This window comes from Paenibacillus sp. FSL H3-0457, assembly GCF_037981725.1.
GTDB lineage: Bacteria > Bacillota > Bacilli > Paenibacillales > Paenibacillaceae > Paenibacillus > Paenibacillus amylolyticus.
Genome location: NZ_CP150283.1, coordinates 1,446,558 through 1,468,748, shown reverse-complemented (window position 1 = coordinate 1,468,748; position 22,191 = coordinate 1,446,558). Strand labels below are relative to the sequence as shown.

Below are 22,191 nucleotides of genomic sequence, written 5' to 3'. Positions count from 1 at the left end.
AAGCTGCTTTTCCCCGAAGCCCTAAGCGCGGGAGTCCATATGCGAGCGACGGTTGGCACGCTGCTATCCGTGGGTTGGTTACCACATGGTATGCCTTCGTCAAGGAGAGCTTTTACAAGCTAGCCACGCACGTTCAGCCCATTAAAAGCCTAGTGCAAACGAACCTCGTACATTCTCTCCTGAACCTTCCATGAACTCCCGGGCCTAAGGCTCCGGAGTTTTCCCCTTTTTCCTTTTAAACCATCCGTCTCTTCAAGATGAATAACAGATTACTGAGCGTTCGGTAGCTCCAACGTTCGGGCGACCGCCCAAATGAACCCGGTCAGTTCCCTGGCCACCGCGGTGACCGCGACATTTTTGTGTTTGTTTAATCCATAAACTAAACGGCGGAATTTTCGGTGCAGCCGTTCCTGGGCTTTCCATGAAATGAGCTGTATGTCCGCAGGCAGACCTTCCAAACGGCGGGCCAAGTCCCCTTTAATCGCAGGCCGATGGCGGTAACTCCATGCCGATTCAATCAAGGTGCGACGCAATCGTCCATTTCCCGCTTTGGTGAGCGAGCCTCGTTGGGTACGGACTCCAGACGAATGCTCACGCGGAACCAGGCCCAAGTAAGCCATGAGCTGAGCAGGAGAACGGAACCGGGCAAAGGAACCGATCTCCGCAGCAAGCGTGACGGCCGTGAGAAATCCAATGCCACGCAGAGACTGTAAAATCTGAATCAAATCGGCTTTGGAACTGGTCGCTGCCTCTTCAATCAAGGCTTTTTCCAGTCGACCGATGCGTTGCTCGATCTCGTCCATGGCATGAAGGTACTCCGTAAACGCAATCTGCATAGGCGCATTCGGGAAGGTCAGTTGTCCAAGCCATACGCGATATTTTTTCGTCCAGCGACGTTTGATTTGTTCAGGCGGATGGATCTGGTGACGCAATAAAAATTTGAGCACGCGTTGACGAGCCCGGTGAGCATCTTCTTTTGCCGATTCGCGTGCCCGAACCAATTCACGAAGCGCCTCATCTTCACGTGCTGGAACGTAAATCGGCGTAAGCTCGCCTGCACGGAACAGACGTGCCAGTTGCTCGGCATCCCGTCGATCGGTTTTCACGTGATCGCCGGAGCGTTTGGGGATGAGTGAAGGGGCAATGACGACACAATGGGCCCCCATGGATTCGATCCAGCGGTAGGTTTCGTATCCTGTAGGAAGCCTCATAACAAAACGAGAGGGAGCTTGCCGGACCCAACTCTTTGATGAGTTTGCGTAAGGCAGCAGGCGCATGAGCAATGGTACCGTAATACCGCGGCTTGTCTTTACCCTCGTCAGCAATAGCGACAGAAATTTTTTCTTTGGATACATCTAAACCAATGAATTTTGTGGTAGACTTCATAGGGATAGCTCTCCTTTGCTGTGTAGCTCTGAAATGGTGGTCTTCTTACTGTCCATTTTAACCTACGATGTGCAGCAATATGGAGGGCTATTTTTTGCGGTTACGTTCATCATAGCTAGACTGGGAAATTGGCTGGAAATCGTACAATAAGGTCTCCCGAGTTCGTTAGAGTCGAAGCAAATGTTGGCGTTACAGCTTCAGATAGGATTGTGATAAAAATTAGTGCTTACGGTTAGTATTAACGTTGCCTTTGGCACGCATGCTGCGTTACAGAAGAAGTTAGGCTTGCAGAGCTAGAGTTTCAATCAAAATTGCAGTCTGAGTTCGAGCTTGGGTTACAAGTTACGGTCACGGTCACGGTCACGGTCACGGTCACGGTCACGGTCACGGTCACGGTCACGGTCACGGTCACGGTCACGGTCACGGTCACGGTCAGAGTTACGGTTTGAGTTTGAGTTTGATAATTCTACTTTTTCGCCATTTTAGGATCAAGGGTATCGCGCAGGCCATCGCCCATTAGGTTGAAGCCGAGAACGGTCAACATAATGGAAACGCCGGGGAAGATCAGTGTCCACGGTGCTTTTTGTATAAACTGACGGGAGTCCGACAGCATTTTACCCCATTCGGGATCGGGTGGTTGTGCGCCCATCCCTAGAAATCCGAGCGCAGCAGCTTCGATGATCGCCGTCCCAATTCCAAGTGTACCCTGCACAATCAGCGGAGTAAGGCTGTTGGGCAAGATGTGGCGAAACAAGATTCGCCCATTGCCAGCTCCAAGTGTCCGTGCCGACGTAATGAATTCCTCCTGTCTCAAGCTGAGTACCCGTGAACGCACCAATCTTCCGTAGGTCGGGATGTTCACGATGGCGATGGCGAGCAGTGCATTTTGCAAAGACGGGCCCAATATCGCCACAATGGCGATGGCCAGCAAAATCCCCGGAAAGGCGAGCAAGATATCAAATAAACGCGAGATAAGCATGTCCGCCCATCTTCCATAAAATCCGGCAATGAGACCAAGCAGCGTACCCGCGATAATGGAACCAATGACGGAGAAAAAGCCCACCCACAAGGAAATACGCGCCCCATGCAGCACTCTGGAAAACACGTCACGCCCCAGATCATCAGTACCAAACCAATGCTCTGCCGAAGGGGCCTGAAGCCGATCCACCAGCACCTGTTCCTTGTAATCGTAAGGTGCGATGTATGGCGCAAGGAAGGCCAACAGGATAAAAAATACGATAATAATCAGGCCTGCAAGCGCAAGCCGATTTTTCCGAAACGTTCTCCACGCTTCCCGCCATGGACCGGATGTGCTCGCCGACGCAACGTCAAGGGATGGTCCGGTATTGGTCGATAATTTGACCATGCGGTGTCTCCTTTCTTGGATATGAATATAACAAAAGATCAACAAGTTCTATTACACTCAAGCACTACGATTGCAGTATCATCTTCTGATCGCTGTTATCCCCAGATTTTATTAATCCACCTATTTAAAGGTGAAAATCCGGTGATACATGCGCAGCCTATACTTCCGATGTAGCTTTCTTTTAGAAAGCTTTTAGCTTCGATTCTGCAGATTGGTTCTTGATGAATTCCCTATTTATAACTAATACGAGGATCAAACACGGCGTAGAGCAGGTCCACAATCAGGTTAATCACCACGAAAAAGAACGCCACGATCAGAATGCCACTCTGGATCACCGGATAGTCCCGCGAACTAATCGCTTCATATATATAACGTCCCACGCCCGGCCAGGCAAAGATCGTTTCGGTCAACACCGCACCCCCGAGTAATGACCCGGTCTGGATGCCGATAACCGTAAGCACGGGAATAAATGCATTTTTGAGCGCATGTCCATATACAACAAAAAACGGACCCAGCCCCTTCGCCTTTGCAGTACGAATGTAATCGGAACTCATCACTTCCAGCATGCTGGAACGCGTCATCCGAGCAATAACAGCCATCGGGATCGTGCCCAGTGCAACACTTGGCAGAATCAAATGTTTCGTTACGGTCCACAACTGATTCCATTGTCCAGCGATCATCGTATCCAGCACGTACAAGCCCGTAATGGCTTCCACCGGATCACGTGCATTCATGCGTCCAATGGACGGCAGCCACTGTAACTTGTTCGCAAACAGCCATTGTTCCATCAGACCGAGCCAGAAGATTGGCATCGATACACCCACCAAAGCAATGACCATACAGCAATAATCAAACCAGGAGTTGTGCTTCCATGCACTGACAATCCCGGCATTCACCCCAATAATGATAGCAAACAACATACTTGCCATCGTTAATTCAAGGGTTGCTGTCAGATAAGGCACAATTTCCTGGGCAATAGGCACCTTGGTGCGGATGGATGTTCCCAGGTCGCCTTTGAGCAAATCGCCTAAGTAGGCGAAATACTGCTGGAACCAAGGTTTATCCAGACCGAGCTGGTCACGAAGGGCCTGCTTGGATTGTTCGGTTGCCTTTTGCCCAAGTATGGTCTCGGCTGGGTCACCCGGAATCGCATGGATGATGGAAAAGACAATCAGGGTCATGCCCAGCAGTACGGGCAGCAACACAAGCACACGTTTGACAATATAGCTGTTCAATCCTGTTCACCTGCCTTCGACATATCGTGCAAAAATAAAAAGCACTGGCAGAAACGCATGCTTTGGATAGTTACGTCCGGATGTGGGTTCTGCCAAGCATTGCGTCTCACCAGCGCTTTGAAAGAAAGAATTAAAACGTAATCACTCCGAACTGTAGTGCCATCTTCAGATCGCAGTTATCCTGAAATGGATAAGTTCAGCTTACAGCTTACTCGAAATAAGCACCGGCATAGGATTCGGTGCCCAGTGGAGAAGGAACGAAACCTTTCAGGTTTGCTTTACCCGCCAGAATTGGCGTCGTGTGTACCAGAGGAATCCACGGTGCGTCTTCCTTGATAATTGCCTGCGCTTGTTTGTAAAGCTCCGCACGTTTCTCCTGATCTGTTTCTTTCTGCGCATCCGTCAGCAACACATGCAACTCTTCGTTTACATAATAACTGCGGTTGTTGCTTGGAATGGCATCTTTATCCAGCAGTGTATACAGGAAGTTATCTGGGTCACCATTGTCACCTGTCCAGCCGAGCATGTAAATGTCGTCCTTCTCCCCGGCCTTTGTATCTTCGAGATACGTTGCCCACTCCGGTGATTCGATGGTGACGGTCACTCCGATTTTCTCAAAATCGGCCTGGATCGCTTCCGCAACCTTCTTGCCATCAGGCATATACGGGCGGGATACCGGCATTGCATAGAAGGTTATCGGATCAGGCAACCCGTCAGGGAAGCCTGCTTCGGCCAGTAGAGCTTTTGCTTTTTCCAGATCATATGGGTAATCCTCAAGGGTATCGTTGTATCCCCACAGCGTTGGCGGCATTGGGTTCACGGCAGGTTCAGCTTGTCCAGCAAAGAACGCATCAATAAGAGCCTGCTTGTTCACCGCATGATTGAGGGCTTGTCTGACTTTCACATTATCAAATGGTTTCTTCTTGAAGTTAAAGCCGATATACGCCACGTTGAACGGTGGACGCTCGATCTTCTGTAACTCGCTGTTGCCTTCAAGAATGGACAGATCGTCCGGGTTCAGGTCTTCCATGACATCAATCTCGCCGTTTTGCAGGGCATTGAAGCGAGCGGTATTATCCGGAATGGAACGCACGATCACTTTGTTCAGCTTTGGCAGTCCTTCTTTCCAGTAATCCGCGTTTTTCTCCAGGGTGATGGAGTCGTTACGCTTCCACTCTTTGAATACAAATGGGCCGGTGCCCACAGGCTCGCTCTTGAAGTTTTCTTTTTTCTCCTGAATCGCGGTTGGGCTGGCAATGCCAAATGGCGTCATCGCAATATTTTGCAGGAAAGGGGCTTGTGGCTGGTTCAATGTGAACTCCACCGTAGTTTCGTCCGTCGCCTTCACTTCCTTGATCACACGTCCGTCCTCTGGACCAAACATGGAATCGTAATAATCGAAGGAATCTCCCTCGAATTTATATTCACTCGCCGGATCGCCCCAGCGGTTGAAGTTAAACACAACAGCCTCTGCGTTGAAGTCAGTTCCATCATGGAATTTCACACCGGACTTCAGTTTAAACACATACTTGAGCCCATCCGCCGAAATCTCCCAGCTCTCTGCTAGTCCAGGAATGACCTCTGTTCCGCCTTCCTTGTAGTCCAGCAATGAATCAAACACCTGATGCCCAATCTTCAGCGACTCCCCATCGGTTACAATCGCCGGGTCGAGTGCTACGGAATCCCCACCACGTCCCATAATCATCGTATCCTGCGCTACCGTTTCGGTTGGAGGGTCGGTTCCTTCCGCCGGAGCAGGCGTATTCTCTCCACTCTCGTTACTGGAGCAACCGGACAACACCAATACGGTACTCAAGGCCATCGTTAGAACACCGGACATCCATTTTTTTCTCATTCGCATACGTACAACACCCTTCCCTGTCTCATAATGTGTGTGATGCTGGCATGAAAGATCTCCAATGTTGGCAATCGGTTTAGTGCTATGTATCATATAAAAGGCTTTAGATGCCTGCGATACCTGAATTAAAGTTCTGGGAAAAGTACGGCATGGATGAAATGTAAAAACAGCATGGGACACGTATGGAATACAGGTAAATTTCAGATCGTGCACATGGATTGAGGACGTCGTTTGATTACTTTTATAGAAAAAGAAAAAGGTTCTACAACGGATCTTGTGAGATGAATCTATGAAATTGAATGAAATTGTTGCGTTTTATTTGAACTAAGGTCAATAAGCAACAGTGAATAGTTATGGACTGGTAAGAGCAAGTTTAAGTTGGTAGATTAAAAATACTGATGGGCATATGGATACTACGCTGCTGGCTACGCAATAAAGTCTGTTCCTTGAGCGTGTCGTGTTGAGCATGGAGTGTGGAGACCGGATTAGGTATCGTTATCGTTCGTAAGCATTACGGATGAAAGAAACTCAACATAGGCTAGGTTGTTTGGATGTGTAAGTTGTTTATTACGGTGGTTTTCTCTTGCAAATTGGATGTGTAAAATGTATGAACGAGTCATCTTGAGATGTTGGATTGTACAACAGGGAGACATTACAATAACTTCATATGTTATGGTTTTGTCATGATGAGGAGGATTGTGTAAATAAACTGTGGTGAAAAACAATTTCGTGTAACTTACTTTACATCACATTAATCAATTAGACAAGAGATTTACAGACATAAGTCTTCAACTTTATTATATGTGTTAATATCACTTACACAAAACACAAAAAAGGAACACAGTTCGACAAAAAGCATCCCGTGTCCCTTCTCTTCTCAATCCACATTTATATAAATCAACATTCTAATTTGCTAAGAATCAGCTCACTTTTTAAACAAACCTCTGCGATGCATCACGGTAATAAAACGGTAAAAATCATAACTCGCCCCATTATCGATGCTGAACAATGGATTTTTAGTGTCATATGCTAGTGCTGCATCCACAGCTGCCCTTGCCCATACTGGAACTTCCATTTGCTGACGCGCCTGCAGTTTGTCGACCTGGGATTTGAGCGCATCAAACGCTGCTTTCTCTTCGGCTGTCATCGGTTCGCCCCCTTTCGGTGGTTCGGTTGGTGGATTCGGATGACTTGGATTCGTTGGATTGGATGGCTCCGGTGGTTTCGGAGTGGCTGCTGCGTATCTTGCTCTGAGCTGTGCCGCTGTTCCCTCGAATTCATTCATATCCACGTTGCCACTAATGCCATTCACCTTGCCTGAATCCGTATACTGCCAGAACGTCCAACGCTTCCATGCCGGCTGGTCGTCCGGTACACGGGTGTTGCTGTAGCGCGCGATCCACAGATCATATGAGCTGAGTGTTGTGTCAAAATTCCCGGCAAATGCATTGCCCGTGTATATAATCGGTTTTACACCTGTCAGACGTTGTAATTCGGTTAAAAAAGCTTTAGCAACTGTATTCATCTGCGCTTTGCTCAGGTTGCCAGGGTTGTTCTCGTAGTCCATGACGGGTGGCAGCTGTAGTGCCTTGGCGCCTCCAACTTTGTTAAGTGTATTGGCGTAATGTGCTGCTTCTACTTTGGCACCATCGGTAGATGTCGCGCGGAAGAAATGATACGTTCCGACCAGCATGCCTGCCGCCAGTGCACCGGTTACATTTTTCTGGTAATTCGGATCGGTATACGTCTGTCCCTCAGTTGCCTTGATGAATACAAATGTCATGCCACTTGCCTTCACTTTCGCCCAGTCAATATTGCCCTGGTATCGGGAGACGTCAATGCCCTGTGTATTGCCCGAACTTCTCGTTTGCATGTTTCTCACACCCTTTATGCGGCAAATTGCCGTTTGTATCAGCATTTTACATCATTCGATTCAAGCGTTCCCGGGTACAAGTATAGACAGATTAGAGCATTCTGATCTATACATTGCTGATTGGATGTCACTCTCTGGATTGATGCAAAGTGCTCCTATAGTTAATGCTGTTGGATCAGGGGTTGCTTGTGTGCGTGTCCCTGATGTACCTGAGATATGTTTAGTTTAACGTGCTAGCTTCCTATAGTCGCATTACTTCTTACTATCTCCAGCCTGTGAATCTATGTCATCCGGATCTGCCTGTGAAAAAGAGTCTTTGGCACTTGGAGAGAAGTTACCGGGGAGTTCCCCGGTTCCCCCTTTGCCCTTGAGCACTTCAATGGCTTGCCGAATCACTGGCGGAATAGGTGCGCCCAACTTGCCCCCGTTTTCGATAATGGACAACAACTCATTTGCGATATAAAAAAAGGCGACCGCATCCCTGAACAAATGTCCGTCTCCCAGAACACCGTCCACCAGATGAGCCACCGATACCATTGCAAATATAAATACTTTTCGTGCAATGCCGAACATGCCAACGTTACTTTCTAGCTTGCCACTCATGCCTGCTGCCGCAATGCCCGTTAGGTAATCGAGGATGACGAATACAAGTAGTACGCCGAGTACGCCTGACCAACCACCGAAGAAGTAGGTTACTGAGCTGCTCATGAGCGCAATTCCCCATTTCCATAGGGTATCCCATCGTTCCATGGTTTCACCTCCTTTAATTTTTGTGATAACTGCCCCAAAAGGTATTAAAATAGCGCTCCGTATTCGGAACGCTTGTTACACAATACTTCCGTTTTGGTCCATCCCTGCTGTTTCCAGAGCAACCTTCACTTTATCACGATTACCGTTTGCAGTCGGAACATCGTCAATACAAATCAATCCTTTATGAATCATCATTACATATACAGCCAACATATTCTCACCCCTTTCGTGAGTGTTACAGCCCAACGGATTGACAATCTTGCAAGTTTATCCCGCATCAGGCATCAAGTTAAGCAGCATCATGTGCAATTCCATAAGCGCCAATTGATTCGTGTTGTTTTCTTCCCGCAATCGCTGATTTTCTGCCGCCAATTCGGCAATTTGAGACGTAAATGAAATGGCAGGCGGTTGTGGTTCTTCATCGGGTTTTGGCGGGTAGTCAAAGAGTGGTTCCAATGTTTCCAGATCAACGCGTGCAATCATACCGCCTTCGGCACGGTCCAACATGTACGCGCCGTATTCCAGTTGGATCATACCAACACTATCGAGAACTTTATCGTCCAACGCTTTGTACAACTTGAAATCCTGCTCTCTCGTGGTTTCGACGACGATCCCGGTGCTCTCTGGTGTAATAACGATTACGTTCCCGGATTGCAAGTCGTAGTAAACCTTCATACCGATTTTATTTTTCGGCTCTTGTTCGTTCATTTTTTCACTACCTTTCGTTGATTAATTTTTTTTGATATGACAAAAAAGAGTATGCGTTAAAAGCTTTCCCGGCTCACAACGTCACACCCTTTCCCCCCGCTATCTCTCTATCATTCCACTCACTTCTGCTTTCTTTTTAAGATCAAGTAAGCGTAAATTTCCCTACGGGCGCTAAAGAAGAATAAAGAGTAACTCGGCTTATATTATACGAGAATCCACCTGTATAATATGCCCACACTTCTATGGAATCCCCGGCGTTTACCGTCACTTCAAAAGTTTGACTTCCTGTATTTATCGGAACAACAAAACTAACGCCTTGATAAATCCCATTTACATAAACAGCGATCCTACAATCACTGCTTAACGAAGTGCTCGCGTTTGTAACGGTTATTACTCTGTACTTTCCTTTGTATCCAACTTGAATAGCTTTTACCTTCCCATAAGAGTTTTGAGGCGAATTCCTCGCAACGCCATCTTCCGCTACGATGTTCAACGTTCCATTTAACGTAGATTCAAGCTCAAGGGAAGGGCCGTCAATCGCGCAATTGTCCAGCAAGTAATTATCAATTAACGGCATTTACTGCACCACCCTTTCTGCCACAATTCCGAATAATGCTCCGCCCGACATAGTATAAGCTGTGACTGTTTGACCCTTCGGCAGCATAAAGTTAGGCAAGGGGACGATTAACGTATCATAAGCCTTTAAGTTAAATCGATATAGAAGTGAAAAGCCTGCACTTTGAACGACTATTTCCCTGTCAGCTGAATTATGATTTGTAATTATCAAGGACTTAATTATCCAATCATGTGATGAATCTGGATTCAATATTGTGGAAGAAGTTACAGCTGGTATGCTTCCGTTGCTTTTAATATAAGGAAATTCGGCAGGAACGTAATCACTTTCGATTCCGCTTATTTGAGAGATCACATTACCACCAGAGCAATGAAGCTGTATGGTTTCGCCAGGAAGCAAGAAGATACCTATGTCATCGAAAAATAGAGTTTTAAATGACTTAACAGTGTGACCATATCCAACAGTAATACCCCCAATTACCAAATTAAATGTACGATCAGTTCCATTAGCTAAACTCGTTAGGAATATCGATTTAATTACCGTATATTTTCCCGGGGGAGCAGTGTAAATACTTGTTGCAGTTGTAGGTATTACGCCTTGATACAGCAACTTTGCAATTTCTGCCATTATTCAATAAGCCCCCAAACGTTTCTTTTATTTTGTTGTTGCAGCAATTGACGAACAGCCTCGTTAACCGCCGTCTCGACCACGGATACCGCTGCCGCATTCTGACGTACGACGTCGTTCATATCCGTAAGTAACGCCTTTTCGTTCTCGGCTACGGATCCGACGAATGAAGCAATCGGAGACTTGTCCAACATAACGTACGTTACGGTGTACGTGGCTGACGGATCGAACTCATTGATTCGTATGAGCGGGAATTGGGCAATTGATCCGAACTGAATGGTATTAGTAATTACCCATCCGTTATCCTGCCTTCCGTTGCGATATACTTGCATAATTTTACTCGATCTATATTTGAATCCCTTTGCACCAGCCGAAGCTGCAGGATTACCAAGATTCTTCCACCCTCCACTGTCAGTTGAAGGTATCACATTCTCACGCAACACAATCCCCGATCCTACTTCAACTTGGTTATTGCCTTCGAATAACGTCAATTGTCCTTCTGATGTGATCGGCTCGACAGTTGGCGTTACAAGTTGATATACAAGCTGGTATGACGAAATTGTCCCATCTTTAATAGAGGGAGAACTCTCGTTTACTGGTACTGATGTTCTTAAATGTGCCCATGTGCTATTCCAGTTAGCTGGAGGTGAGTATCCTATCGGTGTCCATGTTTTTTGAGACGCGTTTGTCGGATCATTGTAAGTGCTGGCGCTCATGTTACGCATCGTCCAGCCCATGAAATACGCCTTAATCTCGTTGACTGTCGGCGTGTATGCATCTCCCCATCCGCTGTCTGCGTTGGGAACGGAAATTGCAAAATTATTATTGAGTTTATCAATCGCCCATCCGTCTGCAATTGCCTCGTGAGATCCCCACGTTAAGATTTTCCCATCGTATTTAACAGCGGCGGACGCTGCCATAGAAGAATAGCCATAATTGGCGCCTTCTAACTTAGGGTATAGCGTTTTAAATCCGGATTTGTTGCCCAAGATAGTGCTTGTAATTCTGCTCCCCTCAAAATCAACTTTGTACCACTTTTTCATCTTGTAATACTGTCCACTCTGCTCAAATACTTCATCACCATTCTCACCAGTTACTGGATCAGCATATAAATCCGTTTGTAGTGTGTGCATAACGTCTTTACGTGGTTTAAATGATTTGGCTTCATTACCGATATTGAATATCGGGTTAGCAAAAGTAAATAATCCAACTACAGCCCCATTGGCATCCACTGTATTTACAACAATCTCTACGTAAGATGCTCCAGTGGGAACGGTAATAGACCTGCTTGTGATCTTATCACCTACCCTTTGTTTGCTTGCATCACAAGCATACATATAACAAGATTCAGTCCCTCCTGAATCGGATATAGTAACAGATAAGGCATAAGTTTGTCCTATCAAAACGGGAACATAATACCTTGCATATTGGCCCCACGTAGTGCTTGTATTTGTGATGCTAATTGTATAAGGAGATGACAGTGTATACGACCCTTGAGACGTGCTAATCTCCCACTCATAAAATGGCGGCAACAGATTCTCCCCATACCTAATCACGTATGGATTTAGCACAGGTTGCACACTATCAACATAAGGATACTTAAGAGCTACCTGTTCCGGATTCATGCTGTCGAGCGCATTGTACTCGGATTCGCTGATTTCATAAAGGCGACCAGAGTCAAAGTAACCATACTGATTCGGGTTTCCAAAAACTGCAAAATCAATAATTCCACTCCCCTGGGTAGAGACTTTCTTCTTTGCCCATACCGTAACAAATTTATCAGTTGTCTGAACGAATGTTGAATATGGCCCGCCAAATTCTCCACCGAATCCAATATTTGCCCCTTCTATCGAATTTCCGTTTTTTACATTTGCAATTAATACGTAAAAGCTATTCGCTTTAAAATTAGGAAGAGACACTGTAGCAACACCTGCCGCACTAGGAGAAGCTGCGGAGTTAACCGTAACCTTTAGTCCACTGCTCCCGTCTACTTTATTCATCAGATCCAACGAAAGATTAGATCGAATGGCGTTCAAGCCAGTTAAACTCTCCATACCTCCATAACGCCCCAACAAATTCACCAGCGTGCGCCCCTTCAACCCTTCCAACTTAAATGCCGAGGCACGTTCAGCATTAATAACTTGTAACCCTGGCTCCAACGTCACGGATCTCCGCTTCTCCGTATCCAACCGCTCCTGAATACTACCCAGCTGTGCCGCGGTTTCCTCAGCCTTTTCTTCCACCTGCTCCGCAAAATCATCAACCTTCTCCCAGTTCTGATCCAGATACTTATCCAGATCAAAATAGGTTGTCGATGGCGAGGAACGATCAATCTTATTCAACCCCAAATTTGGTGTTTTTGGTTCATTCATTTATGCTCCACCTCCTGCAAATTTATCCTGTCGGGTCTGTTCGACCTCATCCAGCGTCATGCTTTCAACCTCCGCAATCGTCAAATACCGTAGACGGTACTCCACGGTCATGTGTGCTGGTTTAATATCCTCAATCGCTGCTTTCAGATCGTCCAAATTGGGCGGCAAGCCCCATGTGTCGATGAAGCGGATTATAATGCGGTACTCACCTGAATCAACGGATACATCAATTCCGCCGCTTTCGTAGGCCTGTGCCACGTTCTTGAGCATGGAGCCTGAGACTTTGCCGCTGCCGCGCATTTTGGAGATGATTACGGATCTCCGCTGGTCGTCTGGCTTGGCTTGGTTCGTCGGAATCTGCAAATCCCGCTCATAACGTTCCAATGCCCAGGTCGCAGACTCCGGGTAGAATTGGTCCAGCACACTTTCCAAACCCACCGTAAGCTTGTCCAGCTCTACACCTTCGGTCTCCGTGAGAAGCTGCATCTCCAGCACATTTTCATACAATGGGGGCAAAAGAGTCATTAACATCTCTGCTTTACTCATGTCACCTTCACCGTCCCGAGAACGGCTACTGCGCCGGGGGCGATCTCCAGATTGGACATACCACCATTCACCAGCAGATCGCTATAATCGATCACGGGCGGGATATCCAGAATGACATTGGCAATACGTGTCCAACGAACCAACGGATCGGCAAAAGCCAGTTCTTTCAGATACGCTGTAACTCCCGTTTCAATAAGCATCTTCACTCCCTCGTACGTTGAACCAGAAGCAAGCGTGACCTGTACTTCTACATCGATGGGTATTTCTTCCGCCCCCACCACCGTGACCACAGGTCCGATTGGAGCAGCACCTTCGCCCATTCCATCCTGGGATGGATCGATATATTCCTGCACCGCCTCGATAACCGCATCAGCAGGTGTTTGCATTTCATTATTCAGCAATGCCACTTTGACTGTACCTGGACCATCCCACAGTGGAAAAGCCTTTGCTTTGCCCACACCGGAGTTTTCCCGTGCCCATAACTCATACTGATATTTGTTCGCACTCGTGACCGGACGGGAGACTTTGTCCTGATAACGATCATATAAAGCCTGATCCGTTTCCTCGTCTTCGCCAGGAACCAGCAACTGTGTCAATTCAGCCGTCGTCAAGCCAGCAATATAATCGATGGGCAGCAGCGCCCCCGTATATTCATTTCCTTCCGCTCCCGCGACCTCACATTCCAACACATATCGCCCTGCCGCGATGCGCTCCACAATAACGTACACCCGATCCCCCGTGGAAAAACGACTCTCCAAAGGAACTTCAACAGGCTTCCCTTCGTTACCCCGGAAACTGCCAACCCAACGTGCCTTCGTGGCCACTTTCCGACTAATGCCAGACCAAGCCACCGCACGATCCAGATACTCTCCAGATGCTGTATCCGCAAACTTCAGGTTGGCGTTCACATCCAGCTCTATATACATCTGAGCCATTTCCACTGCCGCTGGCGCAAGCGCATCATAGATAATGCTGCCTTCACGTTTATCCACACCATCCGGTACCCTGTCCAGCATTCGGTTTAAAATAACTTCAAACGTCTGCTCTTCATACATTCATGTTCACCTCCGTCTCTTCCCTGAAGCTGCCAAAATCTGTTTCCACGGTAAAAGAAACCCGTACCCCGTCAGCCTCGTGGACAAAATCGAACTCGGTTACATCCGAAATGCGATCATCTGGAAGCAACGCTTCGCGAATCCAGCGTTCCAGTTCCGATTCAACCATGGATCTCCCGGCCATTCCTTCCCAAGACCATTCCATGCCGTAATCCGAAGAGTAGATTAGATGCTCGTAACGGCGTGTAGACAACGCTTTGTACACCGCCTGTTTTACCGCATCTTTTCCATCCAGCTGCAGTCTTCCAATTCGCTGTCCTGAAGCTTGAAACACATAAGTAAGACTTGGAAGCACAACAGCTTCTTCCAGATCTTCTGCACTAATCTGCGCACCCTGTGGAATCATGGATTCACCAGCCGATCCAGCACAACAAAGCTGTCTCCGCCTTGAACACGTAACAACAAGACATGGTCACCCACGGTCCAAACTTTGTTCACTACGAATTCCGGCAGTACCAGAAAAGGCTCAGCCAATGCCAGCCGTTGTTCAACGGTGATCTCCAGAGGCTGGGTGTTTGTCACGCTTCCGTACATTACCTGAACGGGAGACTTGGCATCTACAGCGGCCACCGCCGCCTTTTTAATCACGTCCAGCATCATTTATCGTTACACCACCTTCAAATCCAGTGACATCGTATGCACGCCCCCCTGTACCTTATGCGTACATTCGTCTACCAGAAAATATTGATTAATCTTGAGTTCATTGATCTGGATGTTGACAAAACTGCCTGCCCTCACCTTGAAATCACCAAGCGCATCCACTTTCAACGTCTGCGTCTCGCGGTTACGGAGGGTCATCAGGGTCTTGAGCATTTCATCAATCTGACCTTCGTTCAGGCCATCATCCGCTTTTTGGTACAAAAAAAGCAGCCCCCATTGACGGATGCTGCCTGAATCCTGATGAACAAACGTTTCTCTTTTTCCCGTATCCTTGTTATCCCGATACAGCTTGATCTTGTTATATGTCTGGTCGTCAATTGACCGCGTATAACTGTAATCCGTGAGCAGACTATTATCCCCAATGACAAAGCCGTAAGGCATCTTTTCCACATCCCGAAGCACAAGCTTGCCGAAATCATCGTAGAAGATGTAGTTTTTTCCGCCATAGATCAACGTTCGGTCCAACGCCTCACAGATCATGTCAATCAGCTTTTTATTATCAAATAACATGCGTGGAATCACATATTTCGGCTGAATCAGATCATCCGTTTTCAACAGGAAATCCTTTGCAATTCGTTTAATTACATCCGCAGCAGTGGCATTAACGAACTTGTACGTCTGATTCGCGGTTAGATAACGAGTCTGGTCGTAGGCCTTGATTTTGACACTTTCGTCCTTACCGCTATCCACCGAGAAGATATATCCGTAAAATATGCCTACCTCGTTGCTGATATATTTCACGACATATCCATTCTCATATGTGAATTTCTTATTCTGGTACAGACTGCCCTTGATCAACGTGAATTCCAGAGAGGAGGGCTTGCCGATGCGGGAGGTTTTGTACGTAATATCACCGGCAATTTCGCTAATGTCCCAGATGTTGCCCTGCTTGTCATCCAGTAATAACCGTTCCTTCATGTTGGCCAGCTTATCATCCAACCTGATCTGCTCTTGCATATTACCTCTCCTTTCACGGAAGCTTGATCACAAGTCCAATCGGCAGCTTCTTCAGTTGTGCATCTTTGATGCTATTCAGCTTTTGCAGCTCTTTCCAGCGAGATCCATCTCCCAAATGGGCTTTAGCTACAGACCACAAGGAGTCTCCGGCTTTGAGTGTGACGGTCTTTGGCTGAATTTTTTCATTGGGCCGAGAGGCTTTGGTTTTTGTTTTCGAAGCAGCCGTATCCTTGCTCTCCTTGAGTGGCACTACTTTTTTGGCGGCATAAAAAATGAACTGCTTCAGCTTGATATCGTACTGGATATCGCCCACCGTACCCGCTGTCTCCTTCCAGTCGAAGCTCTCAATGGAAACCGCCATATTAATGGTGTACCTTGCACTGGAAAAGAACAGTCTGACGGGTCTACCCGTCTGCATCCAGCGGATGATCTTTTTCACATATTCATAGGGATCACGGTAAAACTGCTTCTGAATTGCCGGATGTCCTGCATCGTAGTTCAGATGATAAGGGCTGTAATCTGCCGGAAAAATCCCGCTGAAACTGACTTCGCGCAGCTTCGGCGACTTGATCACGTTAATTTCACCCAAAGCGCTCACGTTAAACGTACTACCGTCTCCCGAATCCGAAAACTCAATGCTCTCTGGTGTCACCGGGAAAAACATGTATTCAGAGCGGTTATTGAAGCTTAGTTGAATATAATATTCCACTTATCCATACACCCCCTGAGCACTGGAGACGATCTGACTGTTCAGTCCATCGGTGATTTTGCTGATGATGCTGTCCACATCATGTCCGCTGTTGATATCCCCTGTGGTGACCTGAACGGTTGGAGTAAGGCTGACAAATCGCTGAATCGCCTGCATCTCGGCAAGCTCACGCATCAGTTTCAGATCCTCGCTCGTCACATCCACTGTGCCGTCCACGTCACCGATCTTGTCCACCTGTCCGATATTGTTAATTTTGTTGATGTTACTCATATTGCTATTGGGAACAACGGTGGGAGCAGGTGCAGTTGGTATCGATGGCATTGAAGGGGTTTTTGGAGTTGAGCCGCCGAAGTTTCCGGGTAATTTTGTTTCTTTGGAATTTGGATCAGGCAGAGAAGGTATTTTTGATAATAGTTTTTTTGCTGCATCTTGTCCCTTGTCAGAAACCTTTGGATCGAATTCTCCGTCCATTCGATTCATGTGGAATACATCTTTGTCACTCTGTGGCTCAAATGATTTCAATGTATCCATCCAACCCTTGACGTTTTTACTAGCAATGTTGATATCCGCTTCGGACATGACAGCTAAATTTGTACCAAAGATATCATTAATAAAGGAAGCTACCTTCCCAATTGCCCCCATCGCTTTGCCCAGAAAGTCCTCAATTCCTACAATAAGATTGTAAAATATCTGCATCCCGAACATTCCCAAATCGTAAAGCAATTTTTGGAATGCATAGAATGGGTCTTTGAAGACATTGGCTATGAACTCTGCGAATATAGCAAATCGATTCCACATCGTGGCAATCACAACCCTTACCATCTCTCCAAGCAGCATAAATGTACCGATAATTGCTCCCAAAATCTCAGTTCCCGATATTCCCATCATGCTTAAAATACCGATAACAGCTGCAATGGCAGCGATGACGAGCAGAATAGGCCAATTCAGTAATAACCAGGCTGCAACCAAACTGTAAACTTGGATAATGACCAAAGCCAGAGCCACAAGCGCAAGCGCCATAAGGATCGGCTGAATAATATCCCAGTTTTGTTGGATCACACTTGCTATATACAGAATGCCATTTACCAGCATCGTCAGCGCGTTTGCCGCAACCGTAAATGCATTGCTAAGCCATTCAATAATGCCAGTGAATTCACCATTGGCAAATGCCTCATTTAATCGATCTAGTAGAGGCGTCAAGGCAACAAGAGCTACCTGTCCAATCTGGCCCAGAACCCCATTAAACTGATTCACAAGCATGTTCCACTTCTGTAGTGGTGAATCCAGCATAGTGTCAAAAGCCTGTTGGGTATAGCCTTGTTTTTGCAAAATGACATCAAGCTTGGTGATAAATCCATCCAGATTGGATGAATCGATAGTTTGTTGCAGACCCGCTCCACTTAGAGCTTCAGCAGGAATGTTAAAAGAATTGGCAAGTTCACCATTGTCTCCGTTCATGGCAGCAACCAAGGCACTGGATGCATCTGACATACTTTTCCCATCTGGAGAAAGCATACTCAACCGTTTAGTCATATCTCTCAGTTGGTCAACCTGATCCGTATTCTGTGCATACGGAATGAGAGATAGTGTACCTTTCAAAGCATCCGTAACATTCTGTCCGCTCTTGAAAGCTTCCGCACGGTAGCGATTAAAGATCGTCTCCCCCTGAGCATCATCACCCGTAGCAGCCATATAGCGATGCTTCAGATCCTCTTCTTGTGCTGCTGGAACAAGAACCGCTTGTCCTGCTGACTTGATCATGCTGATCCAGGCTCTTACACGCCCGGCTCCTTCTGCAAAAGCCGCGTTCACTTTGGCTTGTTCCTCGGATACGCCCTGCAGCAATTTGGATGCCATTGCAATACTGTTCAGTCGAGCAGAATTAAACATGGTACTTATAGCAGCAGGTAATTGTTGAAATTGCGTTACTATACGTGTTGAAGTAAGGTACAGTCTTGCAAACATGGCATACATTCATTTCTCCCTCCTTTCCTTTTTATTTCTTCCGGGCGCGGCTCTTGGACCGCTCTTTCTTCTCTTCCTCCACCCGGATGGAAATCATAGCATAGATAGCGGCTCGTTCTCGCATGGAGAAGGCCATTAGCTGATGCGGCAAAATGTTAAGTTCATGGAGAGCGTAATAAGCCAGATTGGCTTCGGAATCGCCCTCTTTAATTAGTTTTTTACGTCATCCACCAGTTCGTTCATGTCCTGATTGAAGCCGTTCAGCTTCTGGACTTGTTCGCCAAGCGAAGCAAATTCCCCAGGCAACAGCATTTTCCGCAAAAGCGATTCCGCCCCCATCACGCCATATGAACGCTGGAGTTCTGCGTTTTTCAAATCGGGAAATACTATACTTGCGCTCATCAGGCGAGCCATGTAATCATTCGCATCGATGTCGGGTGTGTAGACACCATTCTTGCCCTTGATTTTGCGAGTAGCTGCCTTGCGGCATTCCTGATTTTCGTCCTCGGTCATGCTGCGCAGTTTCCAAGCAACCGGCTCGCCTTTCTCATCTTTAAATCGGGGGGATACGGTAAACTCCTCCGTTGTATCTGTTGCTGCATTTTGGGCAAAAAACATACTCAATCCACTCATGTATTGTTCCTCCTCTAAAGTTAGGTCCCCCGCCGCACGAAGCGGCGAAGAACAATATTCTGACACGCCAAATAGCCCGTAACACAGGCAAGTTGAACAGGTTTCTTTTACAAACCCGCTGTAAATTTATACTCTTTATAAATCTCAAATCATTATGCTTTCACGCTACATTACTTCGGCAGATTGAACGATACAGGCATATCGACATCTTCAAAGGTAAAGCTCACTTCTTCCTCCAACGCCTCAGCCTCGGTATCCAGGGATGCCATGATTACACTGTCGAGGTTGACGCCTTTGAGGGTCACCGTCTGTTTGCCAATCGTAGAGGAAGGATCTTCGTTGGTCACTTCAATGTCGAAGTACGTGTCCACACCATTCTGCATGTACTGGAGCATCAGCTCGCGGAAACGGGAAGTGGTATAAAAGATTGTCATGGAGCCCGAACCGGACCATCCGGTTGCTTTGTGCTGTACACCGCGACGGCCCAAGGTTTTGACCTCTGCTTTTTGTTTCTCCACGGTTGCTTCCAGCGTCTTCACATAGAACATTTCTTCCGTCTGTCCGTTAATCGTTGCGTATGCGCGGCCTTCCTGGCCGGAGATTGTGTCGCTTGCTTTCAAAAATGCCATCTTAAACCACCTTCACTTTCATATATACTTTTTCAACGGAATCCACAGGTTGGACCTGAATCTCGATCAGAATACTGTCAGTTTCATTGCCCGGAGCAACAGTGATATCTGTTTTGGAATCAAAATTTTGAATGGCACCAATATCCTGAAGTTGCTTCAGATAAGTGACACATTGGGAACGGAACAGGCTGCGCCCATCTTCGTTATTGTTCACTTTGCCGATATAGTAGGACTCGAAAATCCGTTTCATATCATTAGCGATACCATCAAGTACACGGACAACACGGTTTTTGGCAAAATGACGTGCTTTATCCGGTGTCACCGAACGGAAAGTATTTACATCCTGCTCTACCACTGCGCGGTTGCTGCTAGCCGTAAACACAAACTCGCCATTACGCAATGCTGCTTCTGTCTCGGTATGTGTCAGTCGTCCGTTCACATCCACGGCATCGTCATACGCACGGAACGTCAGGGATTCATTCAGGTTAGCACCCGCTGTTGCACCGGCAGTCCATGCTACTGTTTGTTTCGGCGTAAGGACGGTGCCATCTGCGAGCACAACACCATTTTTGACACTGATGATACCTTCATGATCTGCAGCCGGATAATCGGACAAAACCAGTTGCACCTTCTTGCCCTCGGTATCACGCAAGCGCTTGATGTAGGCTGTGTAGACTGACTTGAGTGTGGCATCGTCTGAAATCAGACCGACCGTGTTAAAATCCAGTACTTCCAGCTTGGTCAGGAAATCAGCATGCTCTTGGTTCGTTGCTGTACCATCCAAGCCACCTGTTAGTGGAAGTGATGCTGTAGCTGTGAGTGCACCTTCACCAGTAAATGTGACGTATGCGTTGGATTCCAGAGCTTCGATGGTGGACGAAGTTTGTTTGTCCACTTCTTTACCCGATAGCAAAGTCGAGACATCCAATTTTTCCGGTTCATTGATATTTGCGGAGATTACAACAGCCAGATCATTACCACGCACACCACCGTGTTGAGCAGTTACCGTCAGTTTATCCAATGTTGCCTTTGCTTTTGTACCCGCATTGAGACGATAAAGGAGCAAGGTTTGTGCCCGTTTCAAAGCTTCACGAATCAGCAGTAATTGAGGTGCTGTCCAGTCATAGCCCAATTTGGCTTGTACATCTTCACCTGCTTGTACCGTCAGGATTGAGCCTGTTTGCCCCCATGACAATGGAAGGGCCAATGCCACCGTTCCCCGATCCCCTACCGTACCCGGCAATGAACCCTCTGATGCAAAATTCATATATACGCCGGGGCGTACCTTGTTTTGTGTCGTCCATGTTCCTCCAGCCATTATTGTGCCTCCCCATTCATAAATTGTTGGATGTGTTGCTGTGCTTCTTGTAAGGTATATGTTTGTTGTTCCAGCAGAACTGCTGCCAAAATATCTTTCTCGATCCGGCTGAGTTGCCGGGATTCGGCGAACTGTGCTTTGCTGTATTTTTGGTTGTTTTTCTGTTGAGCTTCCAGATTTTTAGGTTCCGGTTCTTTTTTCGTAAACATTGCCAATGCGCCTCCTATTCCTTTCATGTTGATCCCCTCATTTGGTTGTTTAAGTTCATTTAAAGAAAAATTACACTAGCCACTCCAATTGCAGAACAACCTTCGTTACATTGAACTTATATAGTTATTCTCTCGTAGCTTTAAGTGCGGTAGGTCGCTGTTCCAATTGTCGCATGGTAGCGGCGGACTCCGACACTTTGGTGGTTCGCATGGTATAGTACACCAGCATTCGCGGCATATCGGTTTCCGTTTCCCAACGCATTTCCGTTGCACGATAGGGAGTGCCCTCCACGTCGATGGTTTCCAATGCTTCGAACAGCTGGTCTGGTAGGGTACCCGGGATATTGTCTGCTCCTAGCCAGCGAATTTCATAGGCGTGATATTGCACGAAGCGATCGCTGCGTTCCCGGGTGAGTTGGGCGTACAGCAGGCGGTAGGAGATGCCCGGGGTGGAACTAGTGCCCGTTTGCGGGAGGATCGGGATTTTCGGAAAGTGCTGCGTGAGTGTTGTAGCGATAGAGTCGGTTAATTGGTTTGTTGTCATGGTTCACCTCCTTTTTATTGGTGAGATTGAGATTAGTTAAGTTTTTCCTATCTACCAAGATTCGATATCCAGACTAACGGCTTTAAATGTAAGTTCACATGCCATATGAAAGACGTAATTGGCGCCACCCCCGTTTTCATCATCTACAATTAATACC

General features: G+C 47.0%; 23 protein-coding genes. All 23 read right to left on the bottom strand.

Features of this window, described 5'->3' with window-relative positions; all coding sequences use genetic code 11:
• Positions 1-269: 269 nt before the first annotated feature.
• Entirely contained in the window at positions 270-1,166 is an 897-nt protein-coding gene (locus MHH25_RS06550; protein ID WP_340018721.1) for an IS110 family transposase, read from the bottom strand.
• Between the two features lie 686 nt (positions 1,167-1,852).
• Positions 1,853-2,752 carry a nickel transporter permease gene (gene nikC / locus MHH25_RS06545; RefSeq protein WP_340019532.1) on the bottom strand — a complete coding sequence of 300 codons (900 nt, stop codon included), beginning with the start codon at positions 2,750-2,752 and terminating at the stop codon, positions 1,853-1,855.
• 230 nt (positions 2,753-2,982) lie between these two features.
• Positions 2,983-3,987 (bottom strand): ABC transporter permease, encoded by a 1,005-nt coding sequence (locus MHH25_RS06540; RefSeq protein WP_340019531.1) that lies wholly within the window; start codon positions 3,985-3,987, stop codon positions 2,983-2,985.
• 208 nt (positions 3,988-4,195) lie between these two features.
• On the bottom strand, positions 4,196-5,842 hold the full coding sequence (locus tag MHH25_RS06535; protein WP_340020460.1) for an ABC transporter substrate-binding protein: 1,647 nt from the start codon (positions 5,840-5,842) through the stop codon (positions 4,196-4,198).
• 928 nt (positions 5,843-6,770) lie between these two features.
• The gene (locus tag MHH25_RS06530; protein WP_340019530.1) at positions 6,771-7,718 is read right to left on the bottom strand and encodes a glycoside hydrolase family 25 protein; all 948 of its coding nucleotides are present in this window, start codon (positions 7,716-7,718) and stop codon (positions 6,771-6,773) included.
• Between the two features lie 252 nt (positions 7,719-7,970).
• On the bottom strand, positions 7,971-8,468 hold the full coding sequence (locus MHH25_RS06525) for a phage holin family protein (protein WP_221819101.1): 498 nt from the start codon (positions 8,466-8,468) through the stop codon (positions 7,971-7,973).
• A 75-nt stretch (positions 8,469-8,543) separates the two neighbouring features.
• Positions 8,544-8,681: a hypothetical protein gene (locus MHH25_RS06520; RefSeq protein WP_340019529.1), complete on the bottom strand. Its 138-nt coding sequence runs from the start codon at positions 8,679-8,681 to the stop codon at positions 8,544-8,546.
• Positions 8,682-8,735: 54 nt separating this feature from the next.
• Positions 8,736-9,176 (bottom strand): hypothetical protein, encoded by a 441-nt coding sequence (locus tag MHH25_RS06515; protein ID WP_340019528.1) that lies wholly within the window; start codon positions 9,174-9,176, stop codon positions 8,736-8,738.
• Between the two features lie 142 nt (positions 9,177-9,318).
• Positions 9,319-9,753, bottom strand: a complete 435-nt coding sequence (locus tag MHH25_RS06510; protein WP_340019527.1) for a hypothetical protein — start codon at positions 9,751-9,753, stop codon at positions 9,319-9,321.
• Complete coding sequence (locus MHH25_RS06505; protein ID WP_340019526.1) at positions 9,754-10,377, bottom strand: hypothetical protein; 624 nt, start codon at positions 10,375-10,377, stop codon at positions 9,754-9,756.
• Positions 10,377-12,749 carry a hypothetical protein gene (locus tag MHH25_RS06500; protein ID WP_340019525.1) on the bottom strand — a complete coding sequence of 791 codons (2,373 nt, stop codon included), beginning with the start codon at positions 12,747-12,749 and terminating at the stop codon, positions 10,377-10,379. Before MHH25_RS06500 ends, MHH25_RS06505 begins: the two co-directional genes overlap by 1 nt.
• Positions 12,750-13,295 carry a putative phage tail protein gene (locus MHH25_RS06495; protein ID WP_340019524.1) on the bottom strand — a complete coding sequence of 182 codons (546 nt, stop codon included), beginning with the start codon at positions 13,293-13,295 and terminating at the stop codon, positions 12,750-12,752.
• Positions 13,292-14,350 (bottom strand): baseplate J/gp47 family protein, encoded by a 1,059-nt coding sequence (locus tag MHH25_RS06490; RefSeq protein WP_340019523.1) that lies wholly within the window; start codon positions 14,348-14,350, stop codon positions 13,292-13,294. The genes MHH25_RS06495 and MHH25_RS06490 overlap by 4 nt, the downstream gene beginning before the upstream one ends.
• Positions 14,343-14,756, bottom strand: a complete 414-nt coding sequence (locus tag MHH25_RS06485; RefSeq protein WP_340019522.1) for a DUF2634 domain-containing protein — start codon at positions 14,754-14,756, stop codon at positions 14,343-14,345. Before MHH25_RS06485 ends, MHH25_RS06490 begins: the two co-directional genes overlap by 8 nt.
• Positions 14,753-15,010 (bottom strand): DUF2577 family protein, encoded by a 258-nt coding sequence (locus MHH25_RS06480; RefSeq protein ID WP_340019521.1) that lies wholly within the window; start codon positions 15,008-15,010, stop codon positions 14,753-14,755. Before MHH25_RS06480 ends, MHH25_RS06485 begins: the two co-directional genes overlap by 4 nt.
• A 6-nt stretch (positions 15,011-15,016) precedes the next feature.
• Entirely contained in the window at positions 15,017-16,027 is a 1,011-nt protein-coding gene (locus MHH25_RS06475; protein ID WP_340019520.1) for a hypothetical protein, read from the bottom strand.
• Positions 16,028-16,040: 13 nt separating this feature from the next.
• On the bottom strand, positions 16,041-16,736 hold the full coding sequence (locus tag MHH25_RS06470; protein ID WP_340019519.1) for a phage baseplate protein: 696 nt from the start codon (positions 16,734-16,736) through the stop codon (positions 16,041-16,043).
• Positions 16,737-18,710 carry a hypothetical protein gene (locus tag MHH25_RS06465; RefSeq protein WP_340019518.1) on the bottom strand — a complete coding sequence of 658 codons (1,974 nt, stop codon included), beginning with the start codon at positions 18,708-18,710 and terminating at the stop codon, positions 16,737-16,739.
• A gap of 201 nt (positions 18,711-18,911) precedes the next feature.
• The gene (locus MHH25_RS06460) at positions 18,912-19,334 is read right to left on the bottom strand and encodes a phage portal protein (protein ID WP_340019517.1); all 423 of its coding nucleotides are present in this window, start codon (positions 19,332-19,334) and stop codon (positions 18,912-18,914) included.
• A gap of 170 nt (positions 19,335-19,504) precedes the next feature.
• Positions 19,505-19,963 (bottom strand): phage tail tube protein, encoded by a 459-nt coding sequence (locus MHH25_RS06455; protein WP_017690162.1) that lies wholly within the window; start codon positions 19,961-19,963, stop codon positions 19,505-19,507.
• Between the two features lies 1 nt (position 19,964).
• The gene (locus tag MHH25_RS06450) at positions 19,965-21,281 is read right to left on the bottom strand and encodes a phage tail sheath family protein (protein WP_340019516.1); all 1,317 of its coding nucleotides are present in this window, start codon (positions 21,279-21,281) and stop codon (positions 19,965-19,967) included.
• Positions 21,281-21,490 (bottom strand): hypothetical protein, encoded by a 210-nt coding sequence (locus MHH25_RS06445; protein WP_036668853.1) that lies wholly within the window; start codon positions 21,488-21,490, stop codon positions 21,281-21,283. The genes MHH25_RS06450 and MHH25_RS06445 overlap by 1 nt, the downstream gene beginning before the upstream one ends.
• 124 nt (positions 21,491-21,614) lie before the next feature.
• Positions 21,615-22,034: a DUF6838 family protein gene (locus tag MHH25_RS06440; protein ID WP_036668849.1), complete on the bottom strand. Its 420-nt coding sequence runs from the start codon at positions 22,032-22,034 to the stop codon at positions 21,615-21,617.
• Between the last annotated feature and the right edge of the window lie 157 nt (positions 22,035-22,191).